The organism is Roseibium sp. LAB1, from assembly GCF_054658235.1.
In genome coordinates this window covers 658,291-673,497 of the sequence record NZ_BAAGIB010000002.1, presented here as the reverse complement: position 1 = coordinate 673,497, position 15,207 = coordinate 658,291, and the positions used below count along the sequence as shown (strand labels likewise).

The window sequence follows — 15,207 nt, the reverse complement described above, 5'->3', positions numbered from 1 at the left end:
ATACGTACAGGTGAATGCTTGCCGAACTCCCGCGGAAAATACTCAGAATCAGGTTGAACAAAGGGCAGAATAAAGATGCAGTGCCGGGCGGAGCAGGGGGAAACAAAAGTTGGGAGACCCAATCAAGAATCCTTCTGTGACTACACCGTGTCCAATGGTGTCGTAGCAGTTTCCCCCCAAAAACACGCACGAGTGCATGCCGGCTCAGTCGAAAGTGGTCTAGTGAAAAAGTCAAAATACAAGGCAGATATTGCGGGTGGGTCTCTAAAACTCCAGGAAAGTCGAATTGTCGCTGATCTCTTGCTGAAAGGTGTTTCGGCCGAGGAGTGGCGGAATGCCATCGAAGAGCAGAACGTCTTGCAGAAACGCTCCCCTGGAACAGCGATGCGGCAGGCTTCACTTCTCAGGACGAGGCTTCAGACCATGCAGCCGGAGCTGTGGCACCTTGTTCGCGATGGCTCGAAGGAAACTGCGACGCACGCGCTTTTTGCCGCCGCTATTAAGCACAGTGCAATTCTAGGAGAGTTTCAGGATCGCGTCGTGCGAGAGCAATTTCGAACTTTCAAACACGATTTGCCGCGCAAACTCTGGATCGAATTCGTTGAGCATCTGCGCAACGAAGATGAAGCGATGCCAGTTTGGAACGACGCAACGACCAACAAACTCGGCGATAGCATTTTTCAAATTCTCAAAGAGGTTGGCTTCATCACGGATACGAAGACCTATCGGTTACAGCCCGTGCAGATTTCTTCAGAGGTTCTGGCTTACCTGCGTGAGCACGAGGAGTTCTACGTAATCGAGAGAATGCAGGTGACACTGTGACTGACCTCAGCGGGCGCCTGAATAAGATTCTCGACAGAGTGACATCCGATGATTTCCTCTCGGGACGAAGGCTGTCTGGAGAAATTCCATTCTATGCCTTTGACTACGATCCCAAGGCCGAGCCGCTGGTTCGCGAGCACATTCAATTTGTACTTTCCCAGATCGCAAAAAGACGTCCAGAGCTGCGTGTAATGCACGTGAACTTGTGGGAGCTGGTCGTGAACTACCTGCAGGAGCGTAAGCTCTATGACCGAGCAGTGGAAATGCAACGCGTCAAAGGGGATGACGCCGCTCTCAAAGCACTCAAGGCGCCACTGGACGCCGCCAAGCTGGCAAAAGCTCTGGTCGAACAAGCGCCTCCCGCAGAGCAGGACCTAATCATTGTATCCGGCATTGGCGCCGCCTACCCGCTCGTCCGGACCCACAATCTTCTGAACAACCTGCATTCGCTAATGGGGGGCACACCGCTAGTGCTGTTTTACCCCGGAAAATATGACGGACAAAGCCTTCGACTCTTTGGCCTCCTGAAAGACAACCCTTATTACCGCGCCTTCCGGCTGGTGGACTAAGAAGAGAATTAAGATATGGATGTGAAGTCTCTATTTGAAAGACGCATAGACAGGCCAATCAACGGGGTGATTAAGGCCGAGCAATTTGATGCAGACTCCGTCTGGCAGGAACTTGACGAGTATGTCGTTACCAAAGAGCTCGACATTCACCTTCGAAAGTTTTTTGAGGCTTATCTGAATGCCATAGAAAACTCCCGCGATCCGGATGTTGCGAGCAAAGTCGGCGTCTGGGTTTCCGGGTTCTTCGGTTCGGGTAAATCCCACTTCATAAAGATCCTCTCATACCTTCTCGAAAACCGGGAAGTCACCAAAGACGCGCAGACCAAGCGTGCAATCGATTTCTTTCAGGAGAAGATTCAAGACCCGCTGCTGGCGGCTGACATCAAGCGGGCCGTCGGAACCGACGTCGACGTGATCCTGTTCAACATCGACAGCAAAGCCAGCAACGCTGACGGGCGAGATGTCATCCTGCGAGTCTTCCTGAAAGTGTTCAACGAGCGGCTCGGATATTGCGGGGACCACCCGTATATCGCGCATATGGAGCGTTACCTCGACAAGAAGGGTAAGTACCAAGCTTTCAAGGACGTTCTGAAAACTGAACATGGTCTGGTCTGGGAAGACGAGCGGGATGCCTATCAGTTCCATTCTGATGCGTTGGCGGATGCGCTTTCCAAGTCGCTCGGTGAGGATATCAAAGACGCAGATGCCTGGCTCGAACGGTTCGAACAGGACTTTTCGCTTTCGGTTGAGAGCTTCGCCAGATGGGTCAAGGAGTACCTGGACAGCAAAGGTCACGATCACCGCATCATCTTCCTAGTCGATGAGATTGGCCAATTCATCGGCCAGGACACTCACCTGATGCTCAATCTCCAAACGATCACCGAGAACCTGGGGACGACGTGTAACGGTCGTGCATGGGTCTGTGTCACATCTCAGGAAGACATGGATTCTGTACTAGGTGAGCTCCGGGCGTCCAAGTCGAATGACTTCTCGAAAATTCAAGGACGGTTCAAGACACGCCTGTCATTGTCGGGTGCCAATGCCGACGAAGTCATTCAAAAGCGACTTCTTTCCAAGGTTGAAAAAGCCAAAGGCGAGCTGGGCAAAGTTTATGACCTGAAAGCTGACATTCTGAAGAACCAGCTAAGCTTCAAGAACGTTGGCATGACCTTGAAACCCTATGCCGACAAGGAGGACTTCATCGATGTCTATCCTTTCGCCCCTTACCAGTTCCAGTTGGTACAAAAAATCTTCGACAGCAGCCGGCGCTACGGCGCGACGGGTCTTCACCTTGCCAAGGGTGAAAGGTCAATGCTCGATGCTTTTCAAACTGGCGCAATGGATGTTGCGGACGAGGAGATCGGCGTCCTCGTCCCGTTGTATCGCTTCTATCCAGCTATCGAGAGCTTCTTGGAAGGTGTGGTTCGCAGGGCGATAGAGAGCGTCAAAGGCAACCCGAATCTCGAAGAATTCGACGAAAACGTCCTAAAGACGCTCTTCCTCATTCGTTACGTCGACGAGATTACCGGGAACGTCGACAACCTCGTCACGTTGTTCGTCGACGAAATAGATGCCGATCGTCTGGATCTCCGCAAGAAAATCGAGGCTAGTCTCCAGAGATTGGAGAAGGAAACGCTCGTTAACCGAAACGGCGAAGACTATTTCTTCCTGACCAATGAAGAGCGTGACATCAGCCGGGAAATCAAAGACGTCGATCTCGGGTCGGGTGAGGAAACCAAGCTCCTGGGTGACATCATCTATGACGAAGTGCTCGGAAGCCTCCGGAAGTACCGATACCCCGAGAACAATAAGGATTTTGGCCTTTCACGACTTGTGGACTTGCACCCGTATGGCACTCGCAGTGAAGGCGATCTTGTTCTTTCCGTTGTAACGCCATTGTCTGAAGAATATGACCGGTTCAACGATGCCCAATGCATCACACACAGCACGGCGGACGACGGCCAGGTGCTCGTTCGTCTCGATGACGACAAGGCGCTGGCCCGCGAACTCCGCACCTATCTTCAGACCGACAAATACGTCAAGCGGAAGAATGATGGGACGGCGACGCCGACTACACTCAAGATCCTGCGCGAGCGCCAAGAGGAAAACCGTGAGCGGAAAGACCGACTGAAGGCGATTATCGAACGCCTTATGAAGGAGGCCAAGTACTACGCTGCCGGACAGGCACGACCGGCTCCATCGGGTTCGGTGGGCGCGGCCATTGAAGACGCTTTGGGGTATCTCGTTAAAAATACCTTCCCGAAGTTAGGCTATCTCAAGCATTCCGTCACCAATCCGCAGGCCGAAATCCGGGCAGTTCTGAGCGCCCCGGCCGACGATCGTTTGGAGCTTGCCGATAGCGGTGTTGCTAATGAGGAGGCGCTAAAGGAAGTTCTCAATATTGTCGCTCTGAAGTGTTCCAAAAACCATCTCGTCGTACTCTACGATCTCGTCGAGGATCGATTTGGACGTCGGCCCTATGGTTGGAACGATTGGGAGACAGTTCTCCTGATTGTGCGCCTCGTCATGATGGGAGAGCTCAGCCTCGTTGCCAACGGGGATCAAACGCTGACCCCTGACGTAATCTACAGCGCCATTGACGGACCAAACAAATGGCGCCGGATCAACGTCGTCAAACGTCAGACCGTGGACCGCGACAGTCTTCAAAAGGCCCGCACTATCGCCAAGGACGTATTTCAGATTATTGCCCCGGACGGCGAGGACGCACTCAACGCCCATGTACGAAACCAGCTGTCCGGTTGGCAAAACCAACTTAATTCGTGGAAGCCCCTCGCCGATACTGGCAACTATCCCGGCGCATCAGACATCGCTGATGCGCAAGGCGTCATCGCCAAGGCGCTGCATATTCAGGACAGCTTCCAGCTCCTGAATCATTTGATCGACTACAAGGATGATTTCATTGATCTGGCAGACGGCGTAGCCGAGCTCAGGAACTTCTACGAAAATCAGAAAACGGCGTGGGAAAAGCTCCGCAGTGCGAAGCAGCGGTTCGATCAGAATCGTCACGAGCTCATCAAGGACAGTGATGCTGAAGCTGCTCTCAAACGGATCGACCAGATACTGGGCGCCGATGCACCTTATGGCATGATCAAGGACGGCGAGACGCTGATCGGTCGCGTAGGTGACATCAACAAGGAGATTGTCAAAAAGCGTCGCGATCACGCCCTTCAGCGCATTGATGAGCACATTGCAAAAGTGAAGATGGAGCTGGACGAGGTTGGCGCGTCTCCCGAGCTTCGCAACAGCAGTCTTTTCCCGATCCAGAACATCCGAAAGCGGATCGAAGCTGAAGAGAGTATCGCACACATATTGGCGATGCAAAGCGAAGCGCGCGATGCCGCAGATACTGCTTTTTCGGACATTGAAACGGCGTCTCGCAAGGTAGTGCCCCCCCCTCAACCCGATGGCTTCGGTGACAAACCCGCGCCGTTTGACCCTCGGGAGCCGAAGGTCCAGAAACCGGCTCCCCGCAGAAGACGTATCGTCGAGCCCACCCGCCTTGCGGGTGCCGGCTACATCGAAACCAAAGACGATATCGACGCCTTCCTCGATAAGCTCCGAAGCGAGCTTGAGGATGCCATTTCAAATAATGAACGCGTCGAAATACGTTGAGGAAGACGATCACTATGCAGATCAACAGAAGTGCACTCAAGACTTATGCGCCCAAAGCCCGCAAAGACTTCATCGCGGCCATGGTCGCGCGGGCGGCCAGGTTTGGGATCAGCAAGTCCGAAATCGTCGACGCGCGTGAACAGGGTGACGTTGTCATCATTGGTGCGGACGCCTTTCCGCGAAAGGTCGGTGCGCAGCGCCGCAAACTCATTGCGCGGATAAAGCTCCATGGTTTCGATCAGACGATGGAGGAAGTGGCCTACACATGGTTCAACCGTCTTCTCGCCATCCGCTACATGGAGCTCCACGGCTATCTCGATCATGGCTACCGCGTGCTCAGTCACCCAGCTGGCAAAGAACTTCCGGAAATCCTGGAACATGCCGAACACTTTGATTTCGCAGGGCTCAACAAGAACAAGGTGATCGATCTGAAGCTCGACGGCACCAAGGATGCGGAGCTCTACAGGTTGCTTCTGATCGCGCAGTGCAATGCGTTGAACACTGCAATGCCGTTCCTGTTTGAGCGGATCGATGACGAGACCGAGCTTCTGCTACCGGACAATCTTCTGCACACGGATTCATTGATCCGGAAACTAGTGACGTCCATCGACGAGGCGGATTGGCAAGAGATCGAAATCATCGGCTGGCTCTACCAGTTCTACATTTCGGAAAAGAAAGATCAGGTGATTGGCAAGGTCGTGAAATCGGAGGACATTCCGGCGGCGACCCAGCTCTTCACACCCAACTGGATCGTCAAATACATGGTCCAGAATTCGCTCGGGGCACAGTGGCTGGCGACCTATCCGGACAGCCCGCTCAAGGCGCAGATGGAATATTACATCGAGCCGGCGGAACAGACCGAAGAGGTTCAGCGCCAGCTCGACGACATCACGCCGAAGGAGCTTAATCCGGAAGAGCTGACGCTTATGGACCCAGCCTGCGGATCCGGGCACATTCTGGTTGAGGCCTATGATCTCTTTAAGGCGATCTATCTGGAACGCGGCTACCGCCTGCGCGATGTGCCGCGCCTGATCCTCGAGAAAAACCTATTCGGCCTTGATATTGATGACCGCGCCGCGCAGATGGCTGGATTTGCGCTGCTGATGAAGGCTCGGGAGGATGATCGGCGGATACTATTACCAGACAATCCACCTACTCTGAACGTCATGGCAATCACGGACAGTAAGGCGCTGAATGCAGATGAGATCGCGCGCACGCTCATACCTAATGGTAGATTTGACCTGCTGCCAAATGACGATCTATTGCCAAATTCGGTCGTGCAGCCAGTGCTTTCCGTAAAAACGAACTCAAGCATTAATTCTGCGGAATTTTCTGAATTAATTAATTTATTTCAGGAAGCGAAAGTCCTCGGTTCGTTGCTTAAAGTAGACAGTTCGATTGCTGGCCACCTTGCACGATTTTCTCAGCTAATAAAAGTTAATCAAAACGACAGTATTTTTGAGGCTCAGGCAAAAAATTTACTGCACCCGGTAGTAACTGAAGCCGAATTGCTTTCGAAGAGTTATGATGTGGTTGTCGCCAACCCTCCATATATGGGTCTTCGAAACATGAACCCAATGGTTAAGGCGTTCCTCAAAGAAGAATACAAAAGCTCCAAGAATGATCTCTACTCCGCATTTGTTGAGCAGGCGTACAACATATGTAAACGTGGCGGTACCATTGCGTTTGTAACAATGCAGTCTTGGATGTTTCTGTCTAGTTATGAAGGTTTTCGTAAATTTCTGATAGGTAATTCGATAGTTCAAAGTATTGCGCAATTTGGCGCAAATGCTTTTGAATTTCTGATCGGGCCTACTGTACAAACATGCGCGTTCTCTCTGAGGAAATTTTCTTGCCAAAGTTATCGAGGAGCATATTTCGAGTTGACTGCCGGGGATTTCGATGAGAAAGCCCGAGCGCTTCGAGCTAATGAAAACTGCTATTCTAATCTTTCACAGGATACATTCCTGTCCATCGAAGGATGTCCTATCGCCTACTGGTGTAGCGCCTCGGTCCTCAGCGCCTTCGCCAATGGTGATCGAATTGGCGATTACTTGACGCCCAGGCAAGGGATGGCCACGTCAGACAACGCAAGGTTTCTACGCCAGTGGCATGAGGTCAATTCGCAAACATTGGATAATGGTTCAGCGACGCAAGAAGAAGCGGCTTCGAAGAAAAAGAAATGGTTCGCATACAATAAGGGTGGAACTCCTAGGCGTTGGTTCGGAAACCGAGAAAACGTCGTGAATTGGGAAAATGAAGGGTTGGAGCTCCTTCAGTATGCGGCTGAATTGTACGGTTCTCCTACAAGAACAATTAAAAATATATCACAATACTTCAAGGAATGCCTGACCTGGGGAGACATCTCTTTCAAGTCAAGTAGTGGTTCTGTTGGCTTTGCTGCCCGATTTTCGCCGGCGGGCGCCTTATTCGATATTACGGGGCCAAGCGGTTTTCCGAAAAAAGAAGACTCATTGGGACTTCTTGGCGTACTAAATAGCAAAATCATCTCGGTGTTCATGCCAATTTTGAATCCGACTATGCACTTCCAAGTAGGTGATATCGCGAGAGTTCCAGTCCAGCCAGAAGTCATTCGATCGCCTGATTTGCGCTCCTGCGTTCAAAGGTGCATTGAGATTTCGAAAGATGACTGGAATTCCTACGAAAGGTCTCAAGACTTTTCTTCTCCCAGTATAATGCGGAACTTAGGACATAAGACTAGAATATCGGCAGCCTTTGACGCCTATGTAACATCCTGCCTGGAACAGGCGAGTGAATTGCGCGACTTAGAGGAGAAACTCAATCGGATACTGATATCCTCCTATGGTCTTTCTGGCGAATTAGAGCCGGCTGTGTCCTTATCGGAAGTCACTTTGACGTCGAACCCTTACTATCGCTATAGCGTAGACCTCGATAAATCAGAACGTGGACTCAAGCAACGTACAGATACAATTAGCGAACTAATATCCTATTCAATCGGATGCATGATAGGACGCTACAGTCTCGCTAAACCGGGCTTGATCTATGCGAACTCTGGCAATAAGGGTTTTGATCCATCCAGCTATGGCGATTTTCCCGCCGACGAAGACGGGATTATACCCATCACTCAGCTTGAATGGTTCGACGACGACGCGGCAGTCCGATTCGAGGAGTTCCTGAAGGCTGCTTGGACGCCCGAAACCTTGCGCGAAAATTTACGCTTCGTCGCTGAGAGCCTCGTGGCGAACGGCAGGAATGATCCTGAAAAGGCGATCCGGACCTATTTCTCCAAGAGCTTTTTCAAGGATCACCTGAAGACGTACAAGAAACGCCCGATTTATTGGTTGTTCTCAAGCGGCAAGCTGAAGGCATTCGAGTGCCTAGTCTATCTCCATCGCTACAACGAGGGCACGCTTTCGCGCATGCGAATGGAATATGTGACACCGCTGCAAAGCCGCATGGCTGCACGGATCGACAGTCTGGAGGATGACACCGCCAATGCGTCATCCTCGGTCGCTCGCACTAAGGCGCAGAAGGAAAAAGACCTGATGGTCAAGCAGCTTGAAGAGCTGCGTGCATTCGATGAGGAGCTCCGCCACTACGCCGACCAGCGGATCACGCTCGACCTCGACGACGGCGTAAAGGTCAATTACGGCAAGTTCGGCAATCTTCTGGCTGAAAGAAAAGCAATTACCGGCGAGAAAGACTAGGCAGATGTATCAGACAGGTGGAACCATAAAGGAAACACTGGATCAGATCGGTAGCGGAAGCTTCGTTCTACCCGCCATCCAGCGCGAGTTTGTCTGGAAACCTGCGCAAATCAGTGGGTTCTACGACAGCCTGATGCAGGGTTATCCCTTCGGAACGTTCCTCTACTGGCGCGTTGCGGCCGAGAGCGTCGGAAAATTTAAATTCTATGAATTCATGCGCCATTACCATGAGCGCGACAACGCGCATTGTGCGCCTATCGAAGACGTCGCAAACGGACCACTCACCGCAGTCCTGGACGGCCAACAGCGCCTGACCGCCTTAAACATTGGCCTACGCGGCACGATGACTTGGAAGCTACCCAACAAGTGGTGGAACAACCCAAGCGCGTTTCCTAAGCGCAAGCTGCACCTTGATCTTCTAAGTGGAGGAGAGCCGGATGAAGACGGAATCCGATACAGGTTCGCGTTTCTGAGCAAGGAGCAGCTCACTCAGAAGGATGAGAAGCGTTGTTGGTTCCCTGTGCCTTCCCTCATGGAGATGGAGGACGCTACGGAGCTGCTTGTGTGGGTCAGTGGAAAGCTTGACCAAGAAAAAACAACCAGAGCATTTAAGGTGCTGAACCAGCTGTTCAAGGTCGTTCATGACCATCACCTGGTCGCATTCTATGAGGAGAAGGGTCAGGAGCTTGAAAAGGTTCTGAACATCTTCATCCGGATGAACAGCGGCGGCACGGTTCTTTCCTATTCGGATCTGCTTCTGTCCATCGCCGTAGCACAATGGAAGAAGCACGACGCGCGGGATGAGATCCACACCCTCGTGGATGAGATGAATCGCATCGGTGACGGTTTCGATTTCTCGAAAGACCTTGTGCTCAAAGCTGGTCTTATGCTCAGCGACATCGGTAATGTTGGCTTCAAGGTCGAGAACTTTAACAAAGCTAACATGGCGGTCCTTGAGAAGAAATGGGATAGCATCAAGGATGCCTTGCTGCTCACTGTACAACTGCTCTCTACATTTGGCTTCAACGGCCAGACGATCCGTGCGGATAGTGCCATTCTGCCAATTGCGTATTACTTACATCACCGCAACCTGGGTGAAGCCTATCTTGCGCGTTCCTCATTTGAGCAGGATCGCGAAGCTATTCGAGAATGGTTTATCAGAAGCCTTCTCAAGGCGTCTGGTATCTGGGGCAGTGGTTTGGACACGTTGCTCACAGCATTGCGTGAGGAAATCCGCGAGCACGGTTCTGACCGCTTCCCGTACAGTGAGATTCGGGAGGTCATGGCACGGCGCGGGAAGTCCATAGGCTTCGAACCCGAAGAAGTCGAAGAACTCGCTGACATGGCTTATGGCGACAAGCGCTTGTTTGCACTGCTGTCACTGACCTTTCCCTTCATCAAGCACCAGCACGTGTTCCACGTCGATCACGTGTTTCCAAAGGGACGTTTTACCACTAGCAAATTGCTGAAATCCGGAATTCCGGATAGCCAGATTGAAGAGGTAAAAGAACACTCGGACAAGCTTGGCAATCTTCAACTGCTCCTCGGCGCAATTAATAATGAGAAGCGGACGAAGTTGCCATTAGAGTGGCTTGAGCAGGCCTATCCAAATGCTGATGGTCAACAGCAGTACATCCAACAACACTTGCTAGCTGGTCTCTCAAACGACCTGGGCGATTTTCCTAAGTTCTATGCGAAACGCCGGGTTGCGCTAAAGAAGCACATTGGCAAGATCTTAAACGTGCCACTGTCGGTCAACGAAGCACAAGGGGTCAGCCAGGGAGATACGGGCGAGGCTGTGGATGGACTTTAGCCAAATCAAATCTAACCTGCAGCAACTCTTTGCCCGTGGTGCGCAGGTCGTCTTTTGGCGCGACGAAGACGGTGAGTTTGAAGAATTGCTGCCGTCCCTTGGGCTCGAGGGCGTGGAGCTACGGCTTGTCGCTGGTGTGCCAGCACTTGCTCTCAAGTCAGAACTTACGAGCAACGAAAGAGAAGCGTCCTTTCTTCTCTATGAAAAAGGACCTGCGCCCGCGCCCGAGAAGGACTGGCTTCTTGACGTCCGCTTGTACGCAGAGCCGTTTGCAGCTGATCGCTCTACCATGATCCTGCGAGAGCTCGGGATCATGGAGCAAGCGCTCCGCGATCACATTGCCGCGCGAGGTAAGTTTTTCGCCAGCAAGGAACGTCTTGCAAGGGCTGGAAAGTTCATTGAACCATCTGATGATGCGCAAGCAATTGATCGCGCATTGATGGCTGCCCTCCTTCGCACCGAGCAGACGGACATATTCTCACTGGTTCGCGCTCTGCTCCATATGATTGATCCGGACAATCTGGACTCAGATCCCTCTGTATGGTCGGACCTCGAGAAATTCGACCTGGCAGAGAGCTTTTGGGACCAGGTGAGGGATACCTTTGGCTTTAACGAAGCCGAACCAAGCCTTAAATCCTTCCTGATGCGCCTGTTGGTAACTGACTTCGAACGCAGCCTTGAAGGCGCCTGTCCCGCGGCGCTTGCGCATCTCGTTCTGCCAACCAAGGGCGCTTCGAACGCTGTTGTTTGCGTAGGCCAGTGGCGTGACAGCGCGCGGCTGCATGAAAGCTACGATGCACTTTCAGCGACGATCGCTGAACTGCTCAAACTGGCCGAACACCATAGCGATCTGGATGTCGAAGACCTGGTGGAGTCTCGTACGTTCTTGCTGACTGAGAAGTACATCGCCAGTCTCCTCCGTGACCGGATCATCGACACCGCCGAAACTATCAATCTCGAGGTCATCCGGGATGTCGTCACACGGCGTCAAAACGGCTACTGGGCAAACAGCAAGCTGCCTTCCAGCTCTAAAGCACCCAGACGAGCACTTGATCAAGTCTACAAAGCTCTGATGTCAGCCGGCGAATTCCTGGATCTGCGTGGAAAATACCCGAAAGGCTTCAACTACAAAGACGGAAAGGCATTCTTCGATGCCTATGTCGGCGAGCTTTATCAGTTCGATCAGCTTTATCGCCACTTCTGCTCCGCCGCGGACACCGCGGAGGCCGAAGGGTGGGACATACTCAAGGCGCTGCGCGAAAAGATCGAAGATGCCTATGGCAATTGGTATCTCGGCTCATTGTCTGTGCGATGGGGCGAAGCACTGGAAGGGGGCGGTCTGCTGGATAACTGGCAGTTGCCCGGCGTCGACCGGCAGCAGGATTTCTTTAAACGCAATCTGCAACCCAGGTTGGACGAGGCAGATGATCGCCGCGTTTACGTGATCATCAGTGACGCTTTCCGCTACGAAGCGGCGCATGAACTGCTGCAAGAGCTCAACAGTCGTTATCGGTTTTCAGCGACGCTCAAGCCGCAACTCGGCGTCCTGCCGTCTTACACCGCTCTGGGCATGGCAAGTCTTCTACCGCACGAAACGCTCAGCTACACCGATGCGGGGGCTGTTATGGCGGACAATATGCCGACCAGCGGTCTCGCCAACCGACAGAAAATACTCGCCAAGGTGAATGGCACGGCGATCAAGGCCGACGACTTCATGGCGATGAGCAAGAGTGATGGCAGGGCGTTCATCAAGCCCTACAGGGTCATCTATATCTATCACAACCAGATCGACCAGACGGCAGACACCGGAAATGAAGAAAAGACCTTCGCGGCAGTGCGCGACACGATAGACGAGGTCGGGAACATCGTTGCCAGGCTCGTCAACAGCTTGAACGCCAACTATGTTTTGGTCACGGCGGATCATGGTTTCCTGTTTCAGGAAAGCGCGCCGACGGCGAGCGATAAGAACCCAATAACCAACAAGCCATCTGGGGCCGTGATCAGCAAGAAGCGCTATCTACTTGGAAAGTCACTTCCGGACCATGCTGGTGCTTATCATGGCAAGACAAAGATCACGGCATCGGCAGATGGCGACATGGAGTTTTGGGTGCCTCGCGGCACAAACCGCTTTCACTTTGTCGGAGGTTCGCGCTTCATACACGGTGGCGCCATGCCCCAGGAGATTGTTGTTCCCGTCATTCAAATTGCGCAGCTAAAAGGCAAGAGCGCGGTAAGGACGCGGACCAGAACCGTCAGCATCAGTGTGCTCGGATCAAACTTCAAGATCACGACCAATCGCTATCGCTTCAAGTTTATCCAGACCGAAGCGGTGACAGAGCGCGTCAAGCCTCTCAAGGTAAAGGTCGCGATTTATCTCAGAGATGAGCCCGTCACCAATGTCGAGACGCTCTCTTTCGAAAGCGATTCAAGTGATATGAACGAATGGCGCAAAGAGGTTTGGTTGACGCTGGCGAGCAGAAACTTCGATAAGAAGAGCCGCTACCAACTCATTGCCCGGAACGCCGAGACGAGTGTCGAGGAAGTACGGATGGACGTAACGATAGACCTGGCATTCGATAATGACTTCTGAGCTGACAATTGACACTGGGCTCGACGAGCAGCTGAACCGTTATTTTGCGGGTAAGGTCGTTCGGAAAGACCTCACCAAACTGTTGAAAGAAGGCGCGAATGTTCCCGTCTACGTCCTTGAGTACCTGCTTGGGATGTACTGCGCCTCTGATGACGACGAGATTATTCAGGAGGGACTAAAGACCGTTAAGAAGGTGCTTGCCGAGAACTATGTGCGTCCCGACGAGGCCGAGAAGATCAAGTCGAAGATTAAGGAGCGCGGGAGCTTCAAGGTCATCGACAAGGTGACGGTCAGGCTCAACGAACGCCGAGACATCTACGAGGCTCTTCTTTCCAATCTCGGGATCAAGGACGCCGAGGTTTCTGCGAGCGACGTCAAACGTTTCGAGAAGCTGCTCGTTGGTGGCATATGGTGCATTGTCACCGTCCATTACTATCATGAAGAAGGCCAGAAGGGCTCGCCATTTACAATTGGGGACCTTAAGCCGATTCAGATGCCCAATATGGACATGGAGGAGTTCTTCGAAGGCCGGAAGGCATTTAGCGAAGACGAGTGGATCAACGTCTTGCTCCGCTCGACGGGCATGGAGCCGACGGTGCTTGATGAGCGCGTGCGGTGGCACTTACTCGCGAGGATGGTTCCCTTCGTCGAGAACAACTACAATGTCTGTGAGTTGGGCCCGCGCGGTACTGGCAAGAGCCATATCTATAAGGAATGCAGCCCGAACAGCATCCTGATATCAGGTGGGCATACGACAGTTGCGAACCTGTTCTACAACATGAGTCGGCGCCAGGTCGGGCTTGTCGGAATGTGGGACTTGGTTGCATTCGACGAAGTTGCCGGGATCTCGTTCAAAGACAAAGACGGCGTCCAGATCATGAAGGACTACATGGCCTCCGGATCGTTCGCGCGCGGCCGTGATGCGATATCGGCCTCGGCCAGTATGGTGTTTGTAGGCAATATCAATCAGCCGGTCGATACGCTTGTGAAGACCAGCCACCTTCTGGCGCCGTTCCCGGAGGCGATGATCGACTCTGCGTTCTTCGATCGCTTCCATGCCTATATTCCTGGCTGGGAAGTGCCGAAAATGCGGCCTGAGTTCTTCACCAACCGCTACGGGCTCATCACCGATTATCTGGCTGAATTCATGCGTGAGATGCGTAAGCGCACATCAGCAGATGCGATCGACCAGTTCTTCAAGCTAGGCAACAATCTAAATCAACGCGATACCATCGCGGTGCGCAGGACGGTGTCGGGTCTGCTGAAGCTTCTGTATCCCCATGGCGAGTACGACAAGGAAGCCGTACGACGCTGCCTGGAATACGCGCTTGAATCGCGGCGGCGTGTGAAGGAGCAGTTGAAGAAGATCGGGGGTATGGAATTCTATGATGTGCATTTCTCTTACATCGACAACGAGACCCTCGATGAACACTTTGTCGCCGTGCCTGAACAGGGTGGTGGCAGCCTCATTCCCGCAGGACCTTTGAAGCCTGGTGTCCTGCATACGGTTGCAACTGGAAGCTCTGGTCACTTGGGCCTCTATCGCCTTGAAACACAAACGACCGCAGGCAATGGTAAGCTTACGACCTCCGGTTTGGGGTCAAACTCGGCCGCGAAAGAAGCGCTCCGTGTCGCTTTCGACTACTTCAAGGCTAACGTCTCCCGGGTGAGCGGTATGTCGAAGGCCAGTGATCATGATTACCATCTTCACTCGGTAGAGCTTCACAACACGGGTCCCACAAAGACCATGACACTGCCTGGCTTTATCGCTTTTTGCTCCGGGCTGATGCAGAAACCAGCTCAGGATCAGCTTGTAGTGCTTGGCGATATGAGTCTTGGCGGAAGCATTGTTCCAGTCGAGAATCTCGCAGAGTGTTTGCAGGTCGCTTTTGACAGCGGTGCCAAGCGAGTGTTGCTGCCCATGGCAAGTGTGGGCGATATTCAAACGGTCCCTGGAGAGCTCTTTGCCAAGTTCCAGACGTCGTTTTATGCTGAACCTGTTGATGCCGTTTTTAAGGCGCTGGGCGTTGAGTAGCTCTTACCCAATTGCCTACCCAGTCGTTCGATAATTGGCGTCGAGCACGTCACCGG

At 52.7% G+C, this 15,207-nt stretch carries 7 protein-coding genes; all 7 read left to right on the top strand.

The features are described from left to right. The first annotated feature begins 222 nt into the window (after positions 1-222). The 7 genes from ACYQ54_RS13015 to brxL are packed head-to-tail and all read left to right on the top strand — an operon-like array spanning position 223 to position 15,151. Positions 223-822 (top strand): DUF1819 family protein, encoded by a 600-nt coding sequence (locus tag ACYQ54_RS13015; protein WP_460082892.1) that lies wholly within the window; start codon positions 223-225, stop codon positions 820-822. After that, positions 819-1,391 carry a DUF1788 domain-containing protein gene (locus ACYQ54_RS13010; protein ID WP_460082889.1) on the top strand — a complete coding sequence of 191 codons (573 nt, stop codon included), beginning with the start codon at positions 819-821 and terminating at the stop codon, positions 1,389-1,391. Before ACYQ54_RS13015 ends, ACYQ54_RS13010 begins: the two co-directional genes overlap by 4 nt. 15 nt (positions 1,392-1,406) lie before the next feature. Beyond that, positions 1,407-5,024, top strand: coding sequence for a BREX system P-loop protein BrxC (brxC, locus tag ACYQ54_RS13005; protein WP_460082888.1), 3,618 nt, complete (start codon positions 1,407-1,409; stop codon positions 5,022-5,024). 14 nt (positions 5,025-5,038) lie between these two features. Beyond that, positions 5,039-8,713, top strand: a complete 3,675-nt coding sequence (pglX, locus tag ACYQ54_RS13000) for a BREX-1 system adenine-specific DNA-methyltransferase PglX (protein WP_460082886.1) — start codon at positions 5,039-5,041, stop codon at positions 8,711-8,713. A 4-nt stretch (positions 8,714-8,717) separates the two neighbouring features. Next, a complete protein-coding gene (locus ACYQ54_RS12995; protein ID WP_460082884.1) occupies positions 8,718-10,526 on the top strand; it encodes a DUF262 domain-containing protein in 1,809 nt (602 codons plus the stop codon). Continuing rightward, positions 10,516-13,116, top strand: a complete 2,601-nt coding sequence (pglZ, locus tag ACYQ54_RS12990; protein WP_460082883.1) for a BREX-1 system phosphatase PglZ type A — start codon at positions 10,516-10,518, stop codon at positions 13,114-13,116. Before ACYQ54_RS12995 ends, pglZ begins: the two co-directional genes overlap by 11 nt. Then, entirely contained in the window at positions 13,106-15,151 is a 2,046-nt protein-coding gene (gene brxL / locus ACYQ54_RS12985) for a protease Lon-related BREX system protein BrxL (protein WP_460082880.1), read from the top strand. The genes pglZ and brxL overlap by 11 nt, the downstream gene beginning before the upstream one ends. Positions 15,152-15,207: the final 56 nt, after the last annotated feature.